The sequence below is a fragment of the Duganella sacchari genome (genome assembly GCF_900143065.1).
GTDB lineage: Bacteria > Pseudomonadota > Gammaproteobacteria > Burkholderiales > Burkholderiaceae_D > Rugamonas > Rugamonas sacchari.
The window spans coordinates 422,824-444,861 of sequence record NZ_FRCX01000006.1; the positions used below are offsets into that span (position 1 = coordinate 422,824).

Below are 22,038 nucleotides of genomic sequence, written 5' to 3' on the forward strand. Positions count from 1 at the left end.
GCCTTACTGGGTGATCAGGCTGACCTTGTCCACCACGAAGGAAGTTTGCAGGGCCGAGTCTTCGGTCATGGCAAACGACAGCGTTACGGTCTGGCCTTTGTATGGCAGCAGGTTGAAGGTACGGACCTGGTAGCCGCTGGCCGCGTTCAGGTTGGTGTAGGTCGCCAGCGTGCCCAGTACCGTGCCGCTGCTGTTCTTGACCGTGACTACCAGCTTGTCGTAAGCGACGTTGTCGGTTTCTGCGGTGTCGATATGCAGTGCGAAGCTCAGGCTAGCGCTGGTGGCGGCCGATGGAATGGCCACGCTCTGGGTCAGCGTTTCAGTCGCGGCTTTGCCGTTGCCGCCCAGCCAGGCGAACTTGGTGCCTTCGTAGGCAGTCTGGCCGCTGTAGTTGCCGATCACGCCCGTGGTGCCGCCCCAGCCGGTGGTGCCGGACTCGAAGCCGCCGTTGGTGACGCGTTCGGTGCCGGTGCCGCCGCCACCACCCACGGTCAGCGTGGCGCTGTTGGAGGTGGCGGTTTTGGCTGGCGACGAAGCGTCGCTGACGATGGCGTAGAAGGTGGCGCCGTTGTCGGCGGTTTGCGCCGTCAGCGAGTAGGTGGCCGAGGTGGCGCCGCTGATGGCTGCGCCGTTGCGGTACCACTTGTAGCTGTATGGCGCGGTGCCGCCCGTGGCGCCGACGCTGAACGAGGCGGTGGCGCCAGCGGCGACGCTGACGTTGGCTGGCTGGGTCGAGATCGACACGCCGCCGGTGCCGCCGGCTTCATCGATGTCGGTGCCGACGTTGATGGCCGCATAGGCGCGCTGCACGGCAATCGCTTCTTTCGAGCCGACGCCATACAGTTCCTGCGCGGCAGCCAGCACTTTGGTGCGGGCGTCAGCGTAGTTGGTGGACGCGGTGAACTTGGTGGTGGCGGCCTTGAACCAGATGCGGTAAGCCTTGTCATTGCCGATACCGGTCATTGCGGCCGGGCTCTTGGTCAGGTACTTGGAGTAGTACTCGCTGCTCGCGCTCGAGTTCGAACCTTGCGACAGGAAGTAGAACATGCGGTTGTTCGGGCCGCTCGAGTAGTGGACGTCGAGGTTTTTGATGGTGCTGCTCCACGCATCCGGGCTGCTGCCGTCCTTGCTTGGCTTCCACATCCAGCGCAGCGGCTGGCCGGATTTGCTGATTTCCTTGCCCATCATCCAGTCGTTGCCGGCCGGGATCACGGTGCCGGTGCCGCCGTTGCGCGCGTAGGCTTCCACCATTTCGCCGCCGATGTCGGAGTTGGACTCATTGAGGCCGCCCGATTCGCCCGAGTAGGTCAGGTTGGAAGTAGCGTCGGTGACGCCGTGCGACATTTCATGGCCGATCACGTCGATTGAGCCAAGGCTGGTGAAGCTGGAACCGTCGCCGATGTACATGCACTTGCAGCTTGGGTCGAAGAAGGCGTTGTCGTAGTTGTTGTCAACGTGGGCGGCAATGTAGGTGGCGGTGTTGTTACCGTCCAGCGATTGCCAGCCCAGCACGCTTTTGAGCGTGTCGTAGGTGTTCATCAGGCCCCACAGCGCATTGACTGCGGCAGTCTGGCCGTTGGCGTTGGTGGTGCTGCCGCCGCTGATGTACTGTTTGCCGTCGCCCCAGGTGTTGGTGGAATTGGTGTAGATGCTGCCGGCGTTCGGACTGTCGGCCGAGCTGTGGTTGGCGTTGGTGATGGCCATGCCGCCGTACACGCCGCCGGTGCCGCGCGTGGCGTCCAGCATTTTGTAGGTGCTGCCCGACAGCGTGGTGTTGATTGGCACGCTGCCGTTGTACTGGCTGTTGCCGGTGCCGACCACGGTCTGCAGCGACTTCCATTGCGCGATGATGGCGCCGGTCTTGGCGTTGACGATGGTGTCGTGGTACACCACCTTGCCCTTGTCGGCCATGCGGGTCTGCACGTAGTAGGCCAGCTCGTAGTGGTCAACCACGTCTTCGAGGTCGAGCGCATTCAGCGCGGCTTCCGATTTGTTGAGGGCCGAGGCCACGCGCACCGATTTGACCACGGGCCAGATCAGCAGTTCGGCCTGTGGCGCCCAGCGGTGTACACCGCTGGGTGCGACTTGCTTGACCACCAGCGCGATGGCGTCGCCGCTGCTCAGCGATGGCGTCAGGTCCTTGAGTGCTGGCGCCACGCCGTCGCCCTTGGTGCCGTTGACCACCGACTGGTTGCCGGCCAGGCCGGCGCGGCGGTCGGACACCGATTCGCTGACGATGTCGCCTGCCGTGTTGGTGACCACTACCGATTCCGAACCGAACACGCGCAGGCCTTTGTAGGTGTGCTGGACGCGCGTGATTTTCTGGCCGACCACGCCAGGGTGCTGGCTGCTGATGCGGAAGCTGTTGTCTGCGCTCAGACCGCGTTCGCTGTCGAGCGCAGTCAGCTTGGCGACCAGGCTGGCGCTTTCCTGCGGCGAGGCCTGGTTGACAGGGGCTGCCATGAGTTCGGCAGCAGCGTTGGCGGTAGGGCAGATCACCGGCAGGGTAGCGGCGACGGCAACAGCAAGCAGGGGCTTACGTAGGTTCATTTCTTCTCCATGAGCGGTTGTAGTTGGTCGCCGGCGTGGTACGCAATCAACATGAATACGGCGAGTGGAGCGCACGTTATTCCTGTCGTGCCAGCAGCGTCAAAAAAAATTGAAAATGAGTCAGCGGCGCACAAAATGTCTGAAATGAGACATTCCCCTGAGGCACTGAATAATGCTGCGGTGATGCAGGAGCCCAGTAACGGCGGGGCGTATAACAGATGGGCGCGCGCGGCGCACGCACGATAGGGCGGTTTTGTGTGGTATCCACAACGAACTAGGCGGGGGCCTCTATTTTCGGCAACGGCGCAACACTCTGTCGGCTAGCGGGGTAAAAGCTGGTTGCAGAATTTTAATATTGCGAATTAAACTATTTGAATCCGCGCACACGCGGAGACATAAAAAAAGCGCAGGGCACGACCCTTATAACATTCGCGCATAAGCAAATCAGGAAGAGAAAAAATGACCGCACACCCACTGCCGCATCGTCGTTCCATCCGCCCGCCGCGTTTGCTGCGTATCACCCACGCCCCGCCCGCCTGACGGCTGCCAGATCACGCCCGTCTGCCGCGCCCCATCCTGCCGGGTGCGCGGACCGGCGCCTACCTCTGTTGACTATTGTTCCGCCGTGGGCGGACGAGGGGGATCTTTTATGCTGTCGATTTCGACCAAAGTGGAACGCATCGTGCTGGAGTCGGCCTTCCTGACCGAGGGCCTGCGGCGCGGCTTGATCAATCTGTCGGAGCTGGCGCGCCAGCTGCAGCCGCAGCTCGAGAGCGATTTGTGGAAGCCGGTGGGGCAGGCGGCGGTGGTGATGGCGCTGCGCCGCGTGGCCGAGCGCCTGCCGCAGGAACCGCAGCACCGCACCCGGCCGCTGCGCCAGGGCGGCGAGCTGACCACGCGCACCGAGCTCACGGAATATACCTATCGCTATTCGGATAGTATCCAGGAGTGCCACCGCCAGCTGCTGGTGGAGGCCGAGCCGATGCGCGGCGCGTTTGTGACGGTGACGCGCGGCGTCAACGAGGTGATGGTGATTTGCAGCGGCGCGCTGACCAGCGTGGTGGAGTCGGTGTTTGCGCGCGAGCGCCTGCTGGCGCGGCAGAACAACCTGAGCGCGGTGACGCTGCACCTGAATCCGGACACGCGCCGCACGCCCGGGATTTACCACGCCATCCTCAAGCAGCTTGCATGGGACAAGGTGAGCCTGATTAATATGATTTGTACTTATACGGAACTGACGATCCTGCTGGAGCAAAGCCAGACCGGCGCGGCGTTCTCGGTGCTGTCACGACTGGCGCTGCACTGATGGCGCGGCCGGCACTGACCTACCGCAAGCCGCAGCTGGGACGCGACTACTGGGTGCTCGACGGGGTGCTGCCCAACGCAGCGGAGGTGGCGCAGCGCTGTTTTGCGCGCGAGGCATGGGAGCTGGGGGCGCCGCACCGCGCCGAACCCTGGCCCGGCATGCGCAGCCAGGGTGCGCTGCTGCCGGACGAGCTGGCGCAGGTGGAAGCCTGGGTGCGCAAGGTGACGGGGGCGAAGAAGCTGTGGCAGCAGGCGACGCCGCAGGGCAGTACCCTGAACCACAATTATGTACAGTTGGTGGGCGGTATCGAGTCGGGGCCGCGGCCGCACACGGATTCGCTCAAGCTGTGCCGCTATGCGGCGGTGATTTATCTGTCACCCGAGCCGATGGCGGCGGCGGGGACTTCGTTTTACCGGCTGCGCTATCCGGACGGCACGCTGGGCGGCAATTACTGCAGCCCGCCGCATGCGAACCTGCGCGAGGCGCTGGGCGTGACCAGCCTGCCGCCGCAGGCCTGGCATGAAGAACTGCGCGTGGAAAACCGCTTCAACCGCATGCTGCTGTACCGGGCCAATCTGGTGCACTCGGCCAGCAGCTATTTTGGTTGCGACCACCACGACAAGCGCATGACGGCCGTGTTCTTCTGGATGGCGTAGCTGTCGCTTAGCCGGCCAGCTGGGCGCGCACGCGGGCAATCGCCTGGCGCACCTGGTTGGGCGCGGTGCCGCCCACGTGGTCGCGTGCGGCCACCGAGCCTTCCAGGGTCAGCACGGCAAACACGTCGTCCTCGATCAGCGTGGAGAACGCGCGCAGCTGTTCCAGCGACATCTCGGCCAGGTCGATCTTGAGGTCGTCGCAGGCGCGTACGGCGTGCGCCACGGCTTCGTGGGCATCGCGGAATGGCAGGCCTTTCTTGACCAGGTAGTCGGCCAGGTCGGTGGCGGTGGCATAGCCTTGCAGTGCGGCTGCGCGCATGGCGTCCGGCTTGACGCTGATGCCGCCGGCCATGTCGGCAAAGATGCGCAGCGTGTCGACCACGGTGTCGACGGTGTCGAACAGCGGTTCCTTGTCTTCCTGGTTGTCCTTGTTGTAGGCCAGCGGCTGGCCTTTCATCAGGGTCAGCAGACCCATTAAATGGCCGTAGACACGGCCGGTCTTGCCGCGCGCCAGTTCCGGCACGTCCGGGTTTTTCTTTTGCGGCATGATCGACGAGCCGGTGCAGAAGCGGTCGGCAATGTCGATGAAGCCCACGCGTGGGCTCATCCAGATGATCAGCTCTTCCGACATGCGCGACACGTGGGTCATGATCAGCGAGGCGGCGGCGGTGAATTCAATTGCGAAGTCGCGGTCGGAGACGGCGTCCAGCGAGTTGTGGCAGACGTCGTCGAAGCCCAGCGTCTTGGCTACGCGCACGCGGTCGATCGGGAAAGTGGTGCCGGCCAGCGCGGCAGCGCCCAGCGGCAGGCGGTTGACGCGCTTGCGCGCATCGGCCATGCGCTCGGCGTCGCGGCCGAACATTTCAACATAGGCCAGCATGTGGTGGCCGAAGGTGATCGGCTGCGCCACTTGCATGTGGGTGAAGCCGGGCAGGATGGTGTCGGCGTTCTTTTCGGCCAGGTCGGTCAGTGCGCTGCGCAGGGCGTTCAGCAGCTGCAGCACGTCGTCGATGGCGGCGCGCACGTAGAGGCGGATGTCGGTCGCTACCTGGTCGTTGCGCGAACGGCCCGTGTGCAGGCGCTTGCCGGCGTCGCCCACCAGTTCGGTGAGGCGTTTTTCAATATTCAGGTGGACGTCTTCCAGGTCCAGCAGCCATTCAAACTGGCCGGCCTCGATTTCGGCGCTGATCTGCGCCATGCCGCGCTCGATCTCGGCGCGGTCGTGGGCGCTGATGATGCCCTGGGCGGCCAGCATTTCAGCGTGGGCCAGCGAGCCCTGGATGTCGGCCTTGGCCAGGCGCTTGTCGAAGAATACCGAGGCGGTGTAGCGTTTGACGAGGTCCGAGACGGGTTCGTTGAAGCGGGCCGACCAGGCTTCGGCCTTTTTGGAAAGTTGTGCAGTCATAGTCAAATGTAGGAAGTGCGCGTAGGATCAGCTGCTGATTATAAACCGTCAGCTGCTGCAAAATCCGTCAACCTTGTCTAGACAACCGTGGAAAACATGAGCATTCTGCGCATTACTACCGATAAAGCGGCACTCGACTTGCCGATGATTCATCAGTTTCTGAGCGAACGCTCCACCTGGGCCATCGGCATTCCGCTGGCGCTGGTGGAGCGGGCCATCGACAATTCGCTGTGTTTTGGCGCTTATCTGGATGGCCGGCAGGTGGGTTTTGCACGGGTGACCACGGATTACGCCACGTTTGCCTATCTGGCCGATGTGTTTGTGCTGGAGCCGGAGCGTGGCAAGGGTTATAGCAAGCAGCTGGTGGAGGCGGTTTTGTCGCACGCTGACTTGCAGGGGCTGCGCCGCTTCATGCTGGCCACCAGCGATGCCCATGAACTGTACACGCGCTACGGTTTCACTCCGCCGGCCCGCCCGGCCACGCTGATGGAGCGTTATTTTCCGAATATTTATGCGAATTGATGATCGCCGGCAGGCTGGCTGCATCGGCTAGCCAGCGTGCGTATTCGTCGCGGCTCATGCCCAAGAATTCGTGCAGTGATTGGCGGCCGGGATTTGCGTGCCATTGATCGATGAAATCATCAATCTCTTCGGGGGCAGTCTCGCGGGACAGGCATTTCTGGATGAAATTAGACATCGATTTTCCTTCCGGCGACGGCGTTTTTGATGAGCGTACCTGTCACGGCATCGATCACGCCAAGGTGGCGACCGCGTTGATTGAATACTTCGATTTCGCCGTGGGTCCAGTTCCACGTATATAGTTTAGTGCTATCTCTGGAAATCCAGGGTTTTTCGCCGTTGCGTGCGCCAAGGTAGACGCACTGCTCCAGATAGGATGGCTTCGGAATCGGTATGGGTGCCAAGACAATTCCCCGTGGCGTCGGCAAGGGGCCTAACTTAGCACTCCAGTTTTTGTTATCCCTTGAGCTGGCTCATTGCCAGTTCATCAGGCACGGCGGAACCAGCAGCGCCAGTGCCAGCACGGCGTAGATCAGCTGCAAGGGGATCATCCATTTGGCCCAGGTGATCCACGGGATGCGCGCCAGTGCCAGCACGCCGACCGTGATGCCGGACGTCGGTATCATCGGCGTGGTGAACTCGCCGAACTGGAACGCCAGAATCGCGGTCTGCCGCGTCACGCCGACCAGGTCGGCCAGCGGCGCCATGATGGGCATGGTCAGCGCGGCCTGGCCGCTGCCCGAGTGGATGAAGAAGTTGATCACGGTCTGGATGCCAAACATCTTCCACGCCGCGAACACCGGATGCACCGACTGCACCAGCGGCATCAGCGTATGCAGCATGGTGTCGATGATGTGCGCATCGCGCGCCAGCACCAGCGTGCCGCGCGCCAGCGCAATCACCAGCGCCGTGCCGACCAGGTCGCGCGCGCCCTGCATGAAGCCTTCCACGATCTGGCTCGAATCAAGCCGCCCGACCAGACCGATCACGATGGCCATGCTCAGGAACAGCGCTGCAATTTCGTCGATATACCAGTCGTAGTGCACCACGCCGCCCACCATGACCACCAGCGAACCGGCGAAAATCCACAACACCAGCTTGTGGCGCGCGGTCATGCCGTGGAAGTCGCTGGCTGCGCCTTTCGGCAAGTCCTTGCGCTTTTCCAGGTCCAGCGCGTAGGTCGGGCTGAGCTGCGGATTTTTCTTCACGCGCGCCGCGTACCACATCAGGAACAGCACCGTGACTGTGGTGGCGATACACCACACGATGAGGCGGTAGCCCCAGCCGGAAAACACCGGCACGCCCGCAATGCCCTGGGCGATGCCGACGTTGAACGGATTCAGGAACGCCGCTGAAAAGCCTACCTGCGAGCCGAGGAAAGGAATCGATACGCCGACCACCGTGTCATAGCCCAGCGCCAGCGCCAGCGGCACGAAAATCAATATAAACGGTATGGCTTCTTCATTCATGCCGAAGGTGGCACCGCCGATCGAGAACATGGTGACAAACACCGGGATCAGCGCCTTCTGGATGAACGCCGAACTCTCATGCGCCTTGGCCAGCGACTTGATCATCGAGTCGATCGCCTCGGTCTTCTGCAGCACGGCAAACGCGCCGCCCACGATCAGCACGAAGCCGATGATCTGCGCCGCTTCGACAAAGCCCTTGATCGGCGCCTTGAGCAGCGCCACCAGGCCTTGCGGCGCGCTTTCGATGTAGTGGAAGCTGTCCGGATTGATCAGCTGCTTGCCGTTGACCAGATGCGTGTCGTACTTGCCGCCCGGGACCAGCCACGTGGCGGCCGCAATCAGCGCCAGGATGATGAACAGCAGGACAAAGGTGTGCGGCAGTTTGAATTTTTTGGTGGTCGTCATTGTCATCATGCGCTCAGCAGGTCGCCTTCACGATAGGCCTTGGCGCTGGCGACTTTGCCAACGTTCATGCCGCGTATCACATGACGATGCGCGCTGCGCGCAAAGAACACGCCGTCCACCGTGGCGCGTACCACCGTGGTGTCGCCGCTCACCGGATCGATGAGGTCTGCAATCGCATCGCCGGCCACCACGCGTGCACCGAGTTCGCGCGTGTACACCAGGATGCCCGCATGCGGCGCATACAACGGTTCGACGCCTTCCAGCGGCGTGGCCGCGCACAGCGGTTCCGGCAGCACCGCTGCTGCGGCCTGCGCTGTGGCGTCGTCGGCATGCAGCAGGCCTTGCAGCGTCAGGAACTGCAGCAGGCCCGCTGCGTCCTTGCGTGCCAGATCGTAGCTGACTTCCATCTCGCCGCGCAGCTCTACCGTGGTGGACAGGCAGGCAGCTGGAATCGGGAACTGGTGCTCGAAGTGTTTGTCGAGGTCCCACCACAGGCGGCTGCATGCTTCGTCAAACGGTTCGCCGCCCGCCTCATAGGCCAGCAGCGTCGCGTGCGAACCCATGATCGCTGACAGCGGCGCGATGCCTTCGGCCAGCGGCGTGCCGGCGTAGATGTGCAGCACGGCTTCGTTATCGCAGTGCAGATCGAGCACGATGTCGGCGTCGATGGCCAGCGTCATCAGGGTTTTCTTGAGCGTTTCCGCATCGGTGGCCGGCTGCCACGCGGCGATCGAGGCGCGCGCATGTTCGCGGATCAGCGCCACGTTGCCCGCCGCATCGGCGCCCAGTTTGCCCGCCAGCGATTTTTTCAGGTCGCCCGCCACGTGCTTGTAGGCGCGGTTGAAATTCACGCCCGTGGTCAGGTCGAAGCGGCCAAACGCGGCGCCGTGGATGGCCTGCGCCAGCCCGATCGGATTGGCGGCCGGCACCAGGATGATTTCGCCGCTGATCTTGCCGGCCGCTTCCAGCGCCGTCAGCTCCTTGCGCAGGAACTGCGACACCAGCATGCCCGGCACTTCGTCCGCATGCAGCGAACCCTGGATATACACTTTTTTGCCGCTGCCCGGCGTACCGAAATGGAAACTGGTCAGCGTGTACGCGGCATTCGCGTGGGGGCCGGAGAGGGGATGTTGATGTACTTGCATGGCGTTGTCAGCGTGTTATCAGCGTATTAAATGAAGGATTGAGTATGTAGCACTATTTTCACAAAGTAAATCAGCTAGCCGACAAAGCAAGGGTGCTTTCTTGAGTTTTTGGCTACAACTGCGTACAGTTAGTTTAAATGAATTATTTATATAACGAATATCGGGGAGTGAATATGACAGCACGGAAAACGATGATGGCGCGCGCGGTACAGCTGGCGCTGGGCGTGGGGGCCGTGGCCGGCGTCATTAGTCAGGCTAGCGCGCAGGCGGGCGCGCAGGACGCCGCGCCCGCCGCTGCACCGGCACCGGCACCGGCACCGGCACCGATGGCGCGCGTGGAAATCACCGGCTCGGCCATCAAGCGCATCGAAGCGGAAACCGCGCTGCCCGTGCAAGTCATCACGCGCGAGGAAATCGACAAGGTCGGCGTCACTACTGCCTCGGAAATCCTGGCGCGCCTGTCGGCCAACGTCGGCGGCCTGACCGACGCCGCCAGCATCACCGACGGCAAGGACCAGCGCGGCTTCAACAGCGCCAACCTGCGCGGCATCGGCACCTCGTCGACGCTGGTGCTGCTCAATGGCCGCCGCATGGCCAACTTTGCCTCGCCCGGCGACGACAGCGGCGTGGACCTCAACAACATCCCGGCGGCCGCCATCCAGCGCGTGGAAGTGCTGCTGGACGGCGCCTCGGCGCTGTACGGCACCGACGCCATCGGCGGCGTGATCAACTTCATCACGCGCAAGGATTTCCAGGGCGTGGAACTGAACGTCTATGGCCTCAAGACCAAGGAGGGCGGCGCCGGCAAGCGCACCGCCAGCATCAGCGCCGGCCATGGCGACATCAGCAAGGATGGCTACAATGTGTTTGCGGTGTTGGATCTGCAGCGCACCGACGCGCTGAGCACCTCGCAGCGCAGCTTCATCAACGATCTGCGCATCCCCGAGCGCCTGCCGCACCTGCTGTCGGGCTATACCTCGCCGGCCAATATCCGTCTGAGCGGCGACCAGCGCGACTACCTGGCCGCGCATGGCTTCACCATCAACGGCAAGCCGATCACCAGCAACATCATCAACCCGTCGGTGCCGAACTGCGCGCCGCCCGCCAATCTGTACCTGCCGGCCGGCACCGGCGGCGTCAATGGCTGCACCTACAACTACATGGGCGACACCGAGCTGTATCCGAAGTCGGACAAGGCCAATTTCCTGTCGCGCGGCGTGCTGCAGCTCAATCCCGACAACCAGCTGTACGCCGAGGTGGCGCTGAGCCGCTCCAAGACCTGGTACGCGGCATCGTCGGCACGCGTGCGCGCCTATGTCGACCATTCGGTGATCCCGGCGCTGGCCGGCTACGACCTGGGCTCGGACGAGGCGGGCGGCGACGGCGAAGTGGAACTGCGCATCCGCCTCAACGAAGCGGGCCGCCGCACCTCGGAGCTGACCAGCGAAAGCCAGCGCTATGTGCTGGGCCTGACCGGCAGCCGCAATGGCTGGGACTATGACGTCGCGCTGAACCACAGCGTCAACGTGATCCGCGACCGCGACACCCACGGCTACCTGCTGTACAACGAGCTGGTCAAAGGCATCACCGATGGCCTGGTCAATCCGTTTGGCCCGTCCAGCGCGGCCGGCCTCAAACTCATCGACAGCCTGCAGGTCAACGACGAGGTGCGCCACGCGCGCGGCACCATGGATTCGGTGGACTTCAAGATTTCGCACGCGGTCGGCACGCTGGCCGGCGGCGACGCCGCGATGGCGGTGGGCGGCGAGGTGCGCCGCGAGAAGACCGACTACAACCCGTCGGCCCTGCTCATGAGCGACAACATCAACAACGACGCCGCGCCCGAAGGCGGCCAGTCCACCAGCTACGGCCGCAACATCCAGGCCGTGTACGGCGAGCTGCTGCTGCCGTTCACCAAGCAATGGGAAGCGCAGCTGTCGGCGCGCTACGACCATTACCAGGTGGTGGGCGGCGCCGCCAGCCCGAAAGTGGGCGTGAGCTATATGCCGACCAAGACCATGCTGTTCCGCGCCTCGGCCGGACGCGGCTTCCGCGCGCCGTCGATGACCGATCTGTATCGCCCGATGCAGGTCAGCGCCACCGCCACCTTGCCGGACCCGGTCTACTGCGCCACGGTGGACAACAACTACGCCGACTGCGCCAACGCGTGGGAAACCCACCGCCATTCCAATCCCAACCTGAAGCCGGAGCACAGCCGCCAGTTCTCGCTGGGCATGGTGCTGCAGCCTAGCAAACAGGTGATGCTGTCGCTGGACTACTGGAACATCAAGCGCACCGACCTGATTGCGGAAGTCGGCGATGACATCGTGCTGGCCAATCCGGCCAAATACGGCAACCTGGTGCACCGCGACGAAGACGGCTATATCGACTACATCGATATGTACAAGGAAAACCGCGGCGCGCAGAAGGCCGCCGGCCTCGATCTGACCATCGACTACCGTGGCGTGCAGACCTTTGCGGGCCGCTTTGGCGGCCGCCTGTCCGGCACCTATGTGACCGACTCCAAGATCCAGAACGAGCCGGGCGACGCCTATGTCAGCAACCTGGCACGCTTTGTCACCGACGGCGTAGTGCAGCGCTGGCGCCATACCATCACGCTGGACTGGGACAACGGCCCGTTCGCGGCCAGCCTGTCCAACACCTATTCGAGCGGCTATCAAGACCAGAACTCGGCCATCAACACCGATGACGGCAGCGTGGTGGCGGCCAACCGCGTAAAAGCCTATTCGCTGTGGGATGTGAGCGGCTCGTGGCAGGCCAGCAAGGCGCTCAAGCTGCGCGTCGGCATCCAGAACCTGCTCGACACGGCGCCGCCATTCTCGAATCAGGCCTATCATTTCATCTCGGGCTATGATCCTACCTATACCGACGTGCGTGGCCGTCGTTTCTTCGCGAATGTAAATTACGCATTCAAGTAATGCGTTTTTAAGCAATAGCTTGGTATCATCTGGCAGTAATCAAGCAGTAACGTACGGCGCCCGGCGACAGCCCGGCGCCGGTTTTCATCGGAAGGGCAACATGAATGTAACTGGTTTGACGCTACAGCGCCTGTGCATGCGGCTTTGCATGCTATGGCTGCTGGTGTTCGCCGGCGCCAGCGTGCAGGCGGCCGTGACGACGCCGGTCACCAAAGTGCAGGTGCCGGGCAAGAGCAGCAAGCCAGCCAAGGCGGTGCCGCCACCCAAGCCGGTGCTGGCGCCGCCGGCGGGCAACCTGGTCATCATCGGCGGCGGCCTGCGCGCGGAAAACGCCGAGGTCTGGCAGCGCATTGTGATGCTGGCCGGCGGCAAGGGCGCGCGCATCGGCGTGTTTGGCTCGGCCTCGATCAACCCCGAGAACGCGGCCCAGGCCACGGTCAACAAGCTGAATCAGTACGGCGCCCAGGCGTTTGCGATTCCGCTCGGCGTGACCTGGCCGAACAGCGATTACCGCAAGGCGGCCGAAGACCCGGAAACCGTGGCCATGATCCATTCGGCCACCGGCATCTATTTCACCGGCGGCGACCAGGCGCGCATCACGCGCGCGCTGGTGCGCCCGGACGGCAGCCACACGGCCGCGCTGGATGCGGTGTGGGACGTCTACCGCGACGGCGGCGTGGTGGCCGGCAGCAGCGCCGGCGCGGCGATCATGAGCACCACCATGTTCTACGACGCCAAGCCGACGCTGGACATGCTGAAAATGGGCGTCAGCGACGGCCACGAGATCGCTGCGGGCCTGGGCTTCATCGGCGACGATGTGTTTGTCGACCAGCACCTGCTGGTGCGCGGCCGCTTTGCGCGCATGATTCCGGTGATGCTGAAGAAGGGCTACCAGATCGGCCTTGGCATCGACGAGAACACCGCCATGGTGGTCAACGCCCGGCGCGATGTGGAAATCATCGGCTACAGCGGCGCGCTGCTGCTGGACCTGTCGGCGGCGATTACCGACCGTGGCATCAAGGGCTTCAATATCTCGAACGCCACCATCAGCTATCTGGACCGGGGCGACAAGTTCAATCTGGTCACGCGCGAGTTCACGCCGTCGCCGGACAAGGCCGACAACAAGCTCGATCCGAACCAGCCGGACACGCGCGAGCCGGTCTACACCAACGATATCCTGGGCAATAACGCGGTGCTGGACCTGATGGTCAACCTGATCGACAACGCCCAGCAGGACGCCATCGGCATCGCGTTTGGCAATCCGCGCGACTTCAACCCGGAGCTGGGCTTCGAGTTCCGCTTCTCCAAGACCATCAACAGCGTCGGCTACAGCTCGACCGAGGTGGAGGCGTATTCGGTGCTCAAGCTGCGCATGGACATCCGGCCGATCCAGCTGCAGCAGCCGCTGTATCGCTACCGCTAGTCCGGCTTAAGGTATATTAATGGGACGGCGCCGCAAGGCCCCGTCCCATTTTCTTTGGAGCCGGTATGCGTATGGCGGTCAAATTCCTGTTACAGATTGCGTTGTTGCTGGCCATGCCGCTGGGCGCCGCTGCCGCCGGCAAGCAGGCTGGGTCTCCCATGCCGACGCCGGCGGCCGACGGTCCGCGCGGTTCGCTGGTCATCATCGGCGGCGGCCTGCGGCCCGACAACGACGCCGTCTGGCAGCGCATTGTGCAGCTGGCGGGCGGCAAGGGCGCGCGCATTGCGGTTTTCGCCTCGGCGGCGGCCGACCCGGCGCCGGTGGCGGCGGCGATTGTCGATTACCTCAACCGCTACGGCGCCGATGCCTTCCAGGTGCCGCTGGCCGTCAAGCTGGCCGACAGCGACTACCGCAAGGCGGCCGACGACCCGCTGCTGGCCGATGCCGTGCGCGGCGCCGGCGGCGTGTTCTTCTCGGGCGGCGACCAGGCCCGCATCACGCAGGCGCTGGTGCGCGAGGACGGCAGCCGCAGCGCCGTGCTGGACGCGGTGTGGGAGGTGTACCGCAAGGGCGGCGTGGTGGCCGGTAACAGCGCCGGCGCGGCGGTCATGAGTACCACCATGTTTTATGCGCCCAAGACCGTGTTTGCCACGCTGCGCGGCGGCGTGCGCGATGGCGAGGAGATCGCGCCGGGCCTGGGCTTTATCGGCGACGACGTGTTCGTCGACCAGCACTTCCTGGTACGCGGGCGCTTTGCGCGCATGATACCGGCCATGCTCAAGAAAGGCTATAAATTCGGTCTTGGCATCGATGAAAACACCGCGATGGTGGTCGATAGCCGGCGGCGTGTGGAAATCGTCGGCAGCAAGGGCGCACTGCTGGTCGACCTGTCGCAGGCCACCACCGACGCGGCCAGCGCCGGTTTCAATATCGCCAATGCGCGCATCAGTTATCTGGATAATGGCGATCTGTATGACCTGGCCACGCATACTTTTACACCGTCTGTCGCCAAGGCGGGCGGTCGCATGCAGGCGCACCAGGCGCTGGTGGCCGATCCCGTGTTTTCGCCGGATATCCTGGGCCGCAACGCGCTGGTGCAGCTCATGGAAAACCTCATGAACAACCGCCGCAACGAAGCGATCGGGATTGCCACCAGTGGCCGCAACACGCCGCTGCCGGAGCTGGGCTTCCAGTTCACGCTGAGCAAAACGCGCGACAGTGTCGGCTACGCGTCTGCCGCGCCGCAAAGCTACTCGATCCTCAATATGCGCCTGGACATCCGCCCGCTCGACATCGGCCAGTCGCTGCGCACCCAGTAAGCTCGCCGCCGCAGCGGGACCGGTCTACAATGGCGCTCACATTTCAACTGACCGCAGGACCACCATGATCCGCTATCTCTCCTCTTTGCTGGCGCTGGGCGCATGCGCCTCTGCGCTGGCCGCGCAACCGGCCACCGTCCGCCTCGACTATCTCCACAGCGGCAACGCGCTGGATGAACACTACGCCATGGAGCGTGTGGTGATCGAGCCATTGCCGTGGCCAGGCAATCTGTCGCAGACCATCGACAACACCAACCGTGGCAACAACCTGGTGGAAGTGGTGGACGCCAAGACTGGCAAGCTGCTGTACTCGCGCGGTTTCTCGACCGTTTTTGCGGAATGGCGCAGCACCGAGGAGGCGGCGCGCATCAACCGCGGCTTCCAGGAGTCGGTGCGCTTTCCCAAGCCTGAAGCACCGGTCAAAGTCCGTATCCTCAAGCGCGATGAACGCAATCTGTTCTCGGTGGTCTGGACGGCCGACGTCAACCCGGACGCGATGGATGTGATCCGCAAGCAGCCGCTGGCGCCGGTCAAGCCGATCGGCATTCGTGTCAACGGTCCGTCCGAAGACAAGGTCGATCTGCTCATTGTCGGCGATGGCTATACCCAGGCCGACATGAAGAAATTCGAAGCGGCTGCGCGCCGCCTGGCCGATCATCTGTTCGAGACCTCGCCGTTCAAGGAGCGCGCCAAGGACTTCAATGTCTGGGCCATTGCGCTGCCGACCAGCGAATCGGGCGTGTCGCGCCCATCGACCGGCGTGCACCATGCGTCGCCGATCGGCGCCCGCTACGATATCTTTGGCAGCGAACGCTATGTGCTGACCACCGATAACCGCGCGCTGCGCGAACTGGCGCAGTACGCGCCGTATGAGTTCATTGAAATCCTGGTCAATAACGAGACCTACGGCGGTGGTGGTATCTTCGGCCAGTTCAGCACTGCGGCGGCCGACAATGACTGGGCCAACTACCTGTTCGTGCACGAATTCGGCCACCACTTTGCGGGCCTGGCCGATGAGTACTACACGTCGCCGGTGGCCTACGCCACCGGCGGTGAGCGCCGCGAACCGTGGGAACCCAATGCCACGGCGCTGCACGATCCGGCCAATATCAAGTGGAAGAAGTTTGTGAAGGAGGGCACGCCGCTGCCGACGCCATGGCCGAAGGAAGCCTATGAAACAGCCTCGCGCGCCTACCAGAAGGAGCGTGCGGCGCTGCGCGCCAATAACCGTCCCGAGTCCGAGATGAGCGCTCTGTTTACGCGCGACCTGAAGCAAAGCACGGCCTTGTTCTCGCCCGATCCGCAGCGCCATACGGTAGGCGCGTTTGAAGGCGCCAACTATGAAGCCACCGGCTACTACCGGCCGGAGATGCAGTGCATTATGTTCGACCGTAGCGAGCAATTCTGCGCCGTGTGCGCGGATGCGATTACCACCATCATTGACCTGTATTCCCGGCCGGCAAAGCAATAAGGCGGTTTAGTACGCTAGCGTACAGAGTGTTGAGCTCAGCAGGAATAAGCTGTGTCTCACGTACTCCAACAACACCGAAAGGGATCACATCATGAACAAAATTATCGCCGCTCTGATCGCAGGTCTGTTCGCTACCGCCGCTTTTGCTCAAACCTCGGACGTCGCCAAAGCGCAAGCTGACGCGAACAAGGACGTCGCCAAGGCCGAACAGAAAGAAATGAAAGCGGATGCCAAGGCTGACAAAAAAGCCCACAAAGCTATCGCCAAGGCTGACAAAACCCATGACGAGCAGGCGGCCAAGGTAGCCGTGGAACAGGCGAAAGCCAACGAAAAAGTGGCCAAGGCTGATCCTGAAGACAAAGCCAAAGCTGCCGCCAAAGGCGACAAGGCTGTAGCGAAAGCGGAAGAAAAAGCTGAGAAAAAAACCGTGAAAGCAGACGCCAAAGCGATCAAGGAATCGGTTGATGCTACCGCTGACAAAGCGCTGGCTGCCAACAAGACCGCTGCTGTCAAAGCCAAGGCTGACGCCGAAGTGAAAGAAGCCGCTGCCAAGCACTAAGCCTAAGCGCTAACCCGCAAGGCGTTAAAAAGGGTCGGACCCCATGCGGGGTCCGACCCTTCGTCTTTTGCGTGAGCTGCAGTGCCAATCGGCACATCAGCGGGACGTGCGGCTTAGACGATAGGCACTAAGCCCGTTGGCTTGATTTTGGTGGCCAGCTCTTTGCCTTTGCGTGCGCGTTTGCCGAAGTGGACGGCCAGCGCGGATGCGGACAGTCTTTCTTCCTGCGCTTTGCCGCCACGTCCGGTGCCGTACACGGTCACGCCTTTCTGGCTGATCGGCTTGGCCGACAGCAGGGTTTCCTTGTCGGCCAGTTCCATCAGGATCACGCCGCGGCCACCGTTGGTCAGCACTTTCATTTCGTCCATGCCGAATACCAGTACGCGGGCGCCGGACGACAGTACGGCGACTGCGCTGGCGGTGTCCGGGATCACGGTCGGCGGCAGCGGGATGTCGCCGTCGTCCAGCGTGATGAAGGATTTGCCGCCTTTGATGCGGCTGACCATGTCACCAGCCTTGGTCTCGAAGCCAAAGCCTGCGCTGGTGGCCAGCATCAAGCGTGTGGCAGCGGCGCCGGCGAAGTAGTGCAGGATGCGGGCGCCTGGCGCCAGGTCGATCAGGGTGGTGACCGGCACGCCGTCGCCGCGCGCGTTCGGCAGTGCGGCTACTGGCACGGAATACACTTTGCCGTTGCTGCCGAAGGCTAGCAGGTTGTCGACGGTGCGGCATTCAAACGCGCCGTAGAGGGTGTCGCCGGCTTTGAACGTGAACTGGGTGGCGTCGTGGCCGATGCCGGTACGCGCGCGTATCCAGCCTTTTTCCGAGATGATGACGGTGACCGGTTCGTCCACCACTTTCTGTTCGACTACGGCTTTCTGCGCTTCTTCGATCAGGGTGCGGCGGGCGTCGCCGTAGGTCTTGGCGTCGGTCTCGATTTCCTTGATGATGGCGCGTTTCATCGACGACGGGTTGTCCAGCAGGTCTTGCAGTACCTGGCGGTCTTTGCGCAGTTCGGCCAGTTCCTGTTCGATCTTGATCGCTTCCAGGCGCGCCAGCTGGCGCAGGCGGATCTCGAGAATGTCTTCGGCCTGGATCTCGCTCAGTTTGAAGCGGGCGATCAGCGCCGCTTTCGGTTCGTCCGAATTGCGGATGATGTGGATGACTTCATCGATGTTGAGCAGGATGGTCTGGCGGCCTTCCAGGATGTGGATGCGCGCGTCGACCTTGCCCAGCTTGAACTGGGTGCGGCGGGTGACGGTGGCAAAGCGGAAGGTGATCCATTCCTGCAGGATGTCGGTCAGGCCTTTCTGGCGCGGACGGCCATCGCCGCCGATCATCACCAGATTGATCGAGGCTGACGATTCCAGCGAGGTATGCGCCAGCATCATCAGCATGAATTCGGTCTGGTCCTGGTTTTTCGACTTCGGTTCGAACACCAGGCGCACCGGCGCCGCGCGGCCCGATTCGTCGCGGATGGTGTCGAGCGAATTCAGGATCAGCGATTTCAGCGCCAGCTGTTCCGGCGTCAGGGTTTTTTTGCCCAGCTTGATTTTCGGGTTGGTCAGTTCTTCGATTTCTTCCAGCACCTTTTGCGACGAGGTGCCCGGCGGCAGTTCGGTGACCACGGCCTGCCACTGGCCGCGCGCCAGTTCTTCGATCTTCCAGCGTGCGCGCACTTTCATCGAGCCGCGGCCGGTGGAGTACATGTCGGCGATCTGCGATGGCGGGGTGATGATCTGGCCGCCGCCCGGGAAGTCGGGGCCGGGCACCAGCGCCATCAGCTCGCTGTGGCTGATCTTGGGATTGCGGATCATGGCGACGGCGGCCTGCGCCACTTCGCCCAGGTTGTGCGACGGGATTTCGGTGGCCAGGCCGACTGCGATGCCGGAGGCGCCGTTCAGCAGCACCATCGGCAGGCGTGCTGGCAGCAGGCACGGTTCTTCGGTCGAGCCGTCGTAGTTGGCCTGGAAGTCGACGGTGCCGAGGTTGATTTCGTCCAGCAGTACCTTGGCGATCGGGGTCAGGCGCGCTTCGGTGTAGCGCATCGCGGCGGCGCCGTCGCCGTCGCGCGAGCCGAAGTTGCCCTGGCCGTCGATGAGCGGGTAGCGCAGCGAGAAGTCCTGCGCCATGCGGACCATGGCGTCGTACACCGACTGGTCGCCGTGCGGGTGCAGCTTACCAAGGACATCGCCGACCACGGTGGCCGATTTGCGCGGCTTGGCGGTGCTGTTCAGGCCCATTTCGTTCATTGCGTACAGGATGCGGCGCTGTACCGGCTTCTGGCCGTCGCAGACGTCGGGCAGGGCGCGGCCCTTGACCACGGAGATGGCGTAGTCGAGGTAGGCGCGTTCGGCAAACGTCGACAGGGTCAGCGAGTCGCTGCCGTCGCCATCATCGCCGCCGCCCAGCGGGCCGCCGAACATGCCGCCGTCACCGCCGCCGCCATTGCCGTCGTTGCCATTGCCGCCGCCGCTGGCGCCATCGCCATTGCCGTCAGCGCCGCCGTTGCCGCCATCGTCCGTGCTGGCATCGCTACCGGCTTCGATGGGGGCGGGCTGGCCGTGGGCGGCTGCTTCTGCGGGCGCGTGGGCCGGTGTGCTGGCGGTGCTGGCCGCTGGCGCAGCCTGGCCGGCGGCCGAGCCCTGGGCCGGCGCCGGTTCGTCAAAGAGATTTGCTTGAGTCATAGTGTGGTTCTATATCAGATATCTGCGTCGGCTTCGTTGCCGTGTTCTTCGATCCAGGCGCGGCGCGCGGCTGCTTCGCCTTTGCCCATCAGCATATTGAAGCGGGCGGCCGATTCGCTGTGGCCATAGCCCCCCAGCGATACCGGCAGCAGGCGGCGTGTGTCCGGGTTCATGGTGGTTTCCCACAGCTGTTCGGCGTTCATCTCGCCCAGGCCCTTGAAGCGCGAGATCGACCAGGCGCCTTCCTTGAGGCCGTCCTTGCGCAGCTTGTCCTCGATGGCCACCAGTTCGCCGTCGTCGAGCGCATACAGCTTCTGGATCGGCTTCTTGCCGCGCGCCGGTGCGTCAACGCGGTACAGCGGCGGACGGGCGATGCAGATATTGCCGTTGGCGATCAGGCCCGGGAAGTGGCGGAAGAACAGGGTCAGCAACAGCACCTGGATGTGCGAGCCGTCGACGTCCGCATCCGAGAGGATGCAGATTTTGCCGTAGCGCAGGCCGGACAGGTCGGGCGTGTCGGTGACGGTGTGCGGGTCGACGCCGATGGCCACCGAGATGTCGTGGATTTCGTTGTTGGCAAACAGGCGGTCCTTGTCGGTCTCCCACGAGTTCAGCACCTTGCCGCGCAGCGGCAGGATGGCCTGGAATTCCTTGTCGCGGCCCATCTTGGCCGAGCCGCCCGCCGAGTCGCCCTCGACCAGGAACAGTTCGGTGCGGTCGGCTTCATTGGATTCGCAGTCGGTCAGCTTGCCCGGCAGGACGGCCACGCCCGAGGATTTTTTCTTCTCGACTTTTTGCGCCGAGCGCAGACGCGATTGCGCCTGCTTGATGACCAGTTCGGCCAGCTTTTTGCCGTAGTCGACGTGGTGGTTGAGCCACAGCTCCAGCGCCGGCTTGGAGAAGGTCGAGACCAGGCGCACGGCGTCGCGCGAGTTCAGGCGCTCCTTGATCTGGCCCTGGAACTGCGGGTCCAGCACCTTGGCCGACAGCACGAAGGAGACGCGCGCAAACACGTCTTCGGGCAGCAGCTTGACGCCCTTGGGCAGCAGCGAGTGCATCTCGACGAAGTTCTTGACGGCGCCATACAGGCCGTCGCGCAGGCCCGATTCGTGGGTGCCGCCGTTGGGCGTCGGGATCAGGTTCACATACGATTCGCGCACGATGGCGCCCTGTTCGGTCCAGGCGACCACCCACGACGCGCCTTCGCCTTCGGCAAAGCCTTCGGCGTCCGGGCCGGCAAACTGTTCGCCTTCAAACAGCGGGATCAGGGTTTCGCCGTCGGTGGCTTGCGCCAGCGCTTCGGTCAGATAGCCGCGCAGGCCGTCGTTGTACTGCCAGGTCTGCGCTTCGCCGGTCTTGGCGTTGGCCAGCGTGACCGACACGCCTGGCAGCAGCACGGCCTTGGAGCGCAGCAGGCGTTGCAGCTCGACCTGCGAGATGGCCGAGGAGTCAAAATATTTGGCGTCCGGCCAGACGGTGACGCGGGTGCCGGATTTCTTGGCATCGCGCGGCGCCACCACCGACGACAGCGGCTCGACCACGTCGCCATGTTCGAACGCCAGGTTGTGCAGGCCGGTGCCATTGGGCTCCTTACGCCACACGGTGATTTCCAGGCGCTTGGACAGCGCATTGGTGACCGACACGCCGACGCCGTGCAGTCCGCCCGAGAAGGCGTAGGCGCCGCCCTTGCCCTTGTCGAATTTGCCGCCCGCGTGCAGGCGCGTAAACACGATTTCCACGGTGGGCACGCCTTCTTCCGGGTGCAGGCCGACCGGGATGCCGCGGCCGTCATCTTCCACCGTGACGCTGCCGTCGGCGTTCTGCGTGACGATGATGTTTTTACAATTGCCGCCCAGCGCCTCGTCGGCGGCATTGTCGATCACTTCCTGAATGATGTGCAGCGGGTTCTCGGTGCGGGTGTACATACCCGGGCGTTGCTTGACGGGTTCCAGGCCCTTGAGGACGCGGATGGATGATTCGCTGTAGTCAGAAACTGGTTTTTTAGTGGCCATACGGAGCAAGCTTGATATTTTGATACTGGGTTTATGTACAGTTCACGGATTGTTTGCGTATTCTATCCTCAACTGCGCAAACTGCGCGGCAAAAATTGCGCACTGCGCAATTTATACACGATGTTTACAACGCCGGCCCGCCTTTTTAGACCGTTTTTACGCGCCGGTCGATAAGC

General features: G+C 63.2%; 16 protein-coding genes. 8 read left to right on the forward strand and 8 right to left on the reverse strand.

Going from position 1 to position 22,038, the window contains the following annotated elements:
- Positions 1-3 precede the first annotated feature (3 nt).
- A complete protein-coding gene (locus tag BUA36_RS15915; RefSeq protein WP_072786121.1) occupies positions 4-2,550 on the reverse strand; it encodes a M4 family metallopeptidase in 2,547 nt (848 codons plus the stop codon).
- A 649-nt stretch (positions 2,551-3,199) separates the two neighbouring features.
- Here BUA36_RS15915 and BUA36_RS15920 point away from each other — a divergent pair.
- Complete coding sequence (locus BUA36_RS15920) at positions 3,200-3,856, forward strand: hypothetical protein (protein ID WP_072786122.1); 657 nt, start codon at positions 3,200-3,202, stop codon at positions 3,854-3,856.
- Positions 3,856-4,512, forward strand: coding sequence for a DUF6445 family protein (locus BUA36_RS15925; protein ID WP_072786123.1), 657 nt, complete (start codon positions 3,856-3,858; stop codon positions 4,510-4,512). Before BUA36_RS15920 ends, BUA36_RS15925 begins: the two co-directional genes overlap by 1 nt.
- A gap of 7 nt (positions 4,513-4,519) precedes the next feature.
- Here the strand turns inward: BUA36_RS15925 and argH are convergent, their stop codons facing one another.
- The gene (argH, locus tag BUA36_RS15930; protein ID WP_072786124.1) at positions 4,520-5,917 is read right to left on the reverse strand and encodes an argininosuccinate lyase; all 1,398 of its coding nucleotides are present in this window, start codon (positions 5,915-5,917) and stop codon (positions 4,520-4,522) included.
- 96 nt (positions 5,918-6,013) lie between these two features.
- Here argH and BUA36_RS15935 point away from each other — a divergent pair, with 96 nt between their 5' ends.
- Positions 6,014-6,439 carry a GNAT family N-acetyltransferase gene (locus BUA36_RS15935; protein ID WP_072786125.1) on the forward strand — a complete coding sequence of 142 codons (426 nt, stop codon included), beginning with the start codon at positions 6,014-6,016 and terminating at the stop codon, positions 6,437-6,439.
- Here BUA36_RS15935 and BUA36_RS30345 read toward each other — a convergent pair.
- From BUA36_RS30345 to BUA36_RS15950, 4 genes are all read right to left on the reverse strand, one after another.
- Positions 6,375-6,614 carry a hypothetical protein gene (locus BUA36_RS30345; protein WP_139260595.1) on the reverse strand — a complete coding sequence of 80 codons (240 nt, stop codon included), beginning with the start codon at positions 6,612-6,614 and terminating at the stop codon, positions 6,375-6,377. The genes BUA36_RS15935 and BUA36_RS30345 overlap by 65 nt on opposite strands.
- Positions 6,607-6,840: a colicin E3/pyocin S6 family cytotoxin gene (locus tag BUA36_RS15940; RefSeq protein WP_072786206.1), complete on the reverse strand. Its 234-nt coding sequence runs from the start codon at positions 6,838-6,840 to the stop codon at positions 6,607-6,609. Before BUA36_RS15940 ends, BUA36_RS30345 begins: the two co-directional genes overlap by 8 nt.
- Positions 6,841-6,909: 69 nt before the next feature.
- Entirely contained in the window at positions 6,910-8,310 is a 1,401-nt protein-coding gene (locus BUA36_RS15945) for a YfcC family protein (RefSeq protein WP_229255726.1), read from the reverse strand.
- Between the two features lie 5 nt (positions 8,311-8,315).
- The gene (locus tag BUA36_RS15950) at positions 8,316-9,455 is read right to left on the reverse strand and encodes a succinylglutamate desuccinylase/aspartoacylase family protein (RefSeq protein ID WP_072786126.1); all 1,140 of its coding nucleotides are present in this window, start codon (positions 9,453-9,455) and stop codon (positions 8,316-8,318) included.
- Between the two features lie 173 nt (positions 9,456-9,628).
- On the opposite strand from BUA36_RS15950, the gene BUA36_RS15955 reads away from it, so the two are divergent.
- The 5 genes from BUA36_RS15955 to BUA36_RS15975 all read left to right on the forward strand — a co-directional run bounded on the left by BUA36_RS15955 (position 9,629) and on the right by BUA36_RS15975 (position 17,166).
- A complete protein-coding gene (locus tag BUA36_RS15955; protein WP_072786127.1) occupies positions 9,629-12,394 on the forward strand; it encodes a TonB-dependent receptor in 2,766 nt (921 codons plus the stop codon).
- A gap of 100 nt (positions 12,395-12,494) precedes the next feature.
- Positions 12,495-13,817: a cyanophycinase gene (locus BUA36_RS15960; RefSeq protein WP_072786128.1), complete on the forward strand. Its 1,323-nt coding sequence runs from the start codon at positions 12,495-12,497 to the stop codon at positions 13,815-13,817.
- Between the two features lie 65 nt (positions 13,818-13,882).
- A complete protein-coding gene (locus BUA36_RS15965) occupies positions 13,883-15,136 on the forward strand; it encodes a cyanophycinase (RefSeq protein WP_072786129.1) in 1,254 nt (417 codons plus the stop codon).
- A 64-nt stretch (positions 15,137-15,200) separates the two neighbouring features.
- Positions 15,201-16,607, forward strand: coding sequence for an IgA Peptidase M64 (locus BUA36_RS15970; protein WP_072786130.1), 1,407 nt, complete (start codon positions 15,201-15,203; stop codon positions 16,605-16,607).
- Between the two features lie 91 nt (positions 16,608-16,698).
- A complete protein-coding gene (locus BUA36_RS15975; protein ID WP_072786131.1) occupies positions 16,699-17,166 on the forward strand; it encodes a hypothetical protein in 468 nt (155 codons plus the stop codon).
- A gap of 113 nt (positions 17,167-17,279) precedes the next feature.
- Here BUA36_RS15975 and parC read toward each other — a convergent pair whose 3' ends face one another.
- Both parC and BUA36_RS15985 read right to left on the reverse strand, forming a co-directional pair.
- Positions 17,280-19,589 carry a DNA topoisomerase IV subunit A gene (parC, locus tag BUA36_RS15980; RefSeq protein ID WP_072786208.1) on the reverse strand — a complete coding sequence of 770 codons (2,310 nt, stop codon included), beginning with the start codon at positions 19,587-19,589 and terminating at the stop codon, positions 17,280-17,282.
- A gap of 275 nt (positions 19,590-19,864) precedes the next feature.
- The gene (locus tag BUA36_RS15985; protein WP_072786132.1) at positions 19,865-21,862 is read right to left on the reverse strand and encodes a DNA topoisomerase IV subunit B; all 1,998 of its coding nucleotides are present in this window, start codon (positions 21,860-21,862) and stop codon (positions 19,865-19,867) included.
- Between the last annotated feature and the right edge of the window lie 176 nt (positions 21,863-22,038).

Excerpts from the sequence above, each read along its gene's own strand:
- BUA36_RS15915 (WP_072786121.1), bottom strand. The coding sequence starts at position 2,550 with ATGAACCTACGTAAGCCCCTGCTTGCTGTTGCCGTCGCCGCTACCCTG.
- BUA36_RS15920 (WP_072786122.1), top strand. The coding sequence starts at position 3,200 with ATGCTGTCGATTTCGACCAAAGTGGAACGCATCGTGCTGGAGTCGGCC.
- BUA36_RS15925 (WP_072786123.1), top strand. The coding sequence starts at position 3,856 with ATGGCGCGGCCGGCACTGACCTACCGCAAGCCGCAGCTGGGACGCGAC.
- argH (WP_072786124.1), bottom strand. The coding sequence starts at position 5,917 with ATGACTGCACAACTTTCCAAAAAGGCCGAAGCCTGGTCGGCCCGCTTC.
- BUA36_RS15935 (WP_072786125.1), top strand. The coding sequence starts at position 6,014 with ATGAGCATTCTGCGCATTACTACCGATAAAGCGGCACTCGACTTGCCG.
- BUA36_RS30345 (WP_139260595.1), bottom strand. The coding sequence starts at position 6,614 with ATGTCTAATTTCATCCAGAAATGCCTGTCCCGCGAGACTGCCCCCGAA.
- BUA36_RS15945 (WP_229255726.1), bottom strand. The coding sequence starts at position 8,310 with ATGACGACCACCAAAAAATTCAAACTGCCGCACACCTTTGTCCTGCTG.
- BUA36_RS15950 (WP_072786126.1), bottom strand. The coding sequence starts at position 9,455 with ATGCAAGTACATCAACATCCCCTCTCCGGCCCCCACGCGAATGCCGCG.
- BUA36_RS15955 (WP_072786127.1), top strand. The coding sequence starts at position 9,629 with ATGACAGCACGGAAAACGATGATGGCGCGCGCGGTACAGCTGGCGCTG.
- BUA36_RS15960 (WP_072786128.1), top strand. The coding sequence starts at position 12,495 with ATGAATGTAACTGGTTTGACGCTACAGCGCCTGTGCATGCGGCTTTGC.
- BUA36_RS15965 (WP_072786129.1), top strand. The coding sequence starts at position 13,883 with ATGCGTATGGCGGTCAAATTCCTGTTACAGATTGCGTTGTTGCTGGCC.
- BUA36_RS15970 (WP_072786130.1), top strand. The coding sequence starts at position 15,201 with ATGATCCGCTATCTCTCCTCTTTGCTGGCGCTGGGCGCATGCGCCTCT.
- BUA36_RS15975 (WP_072786131.1), top strand. The coding sequence starts at position 16,699 with ATGAACAAAATTATCGCCGCTCTGATCGCAGGTCTGTTCGCTACCGCC.
- parC (WP_072786208.1), bottom strand. The coding sequence starts at position 19,589 with ATGTTCGGCGGCCCGCTGGGCGGCGGCGATGATGGCGACGGCAGCGAC.
- BUA36_RS15985 (WP_072786132.1), bottom strand. The coding sequence starts at position 21,862 with ATGGCCACTAAAAAACCAGTTTCTGACTACAGCGAATCATCCATCCGC.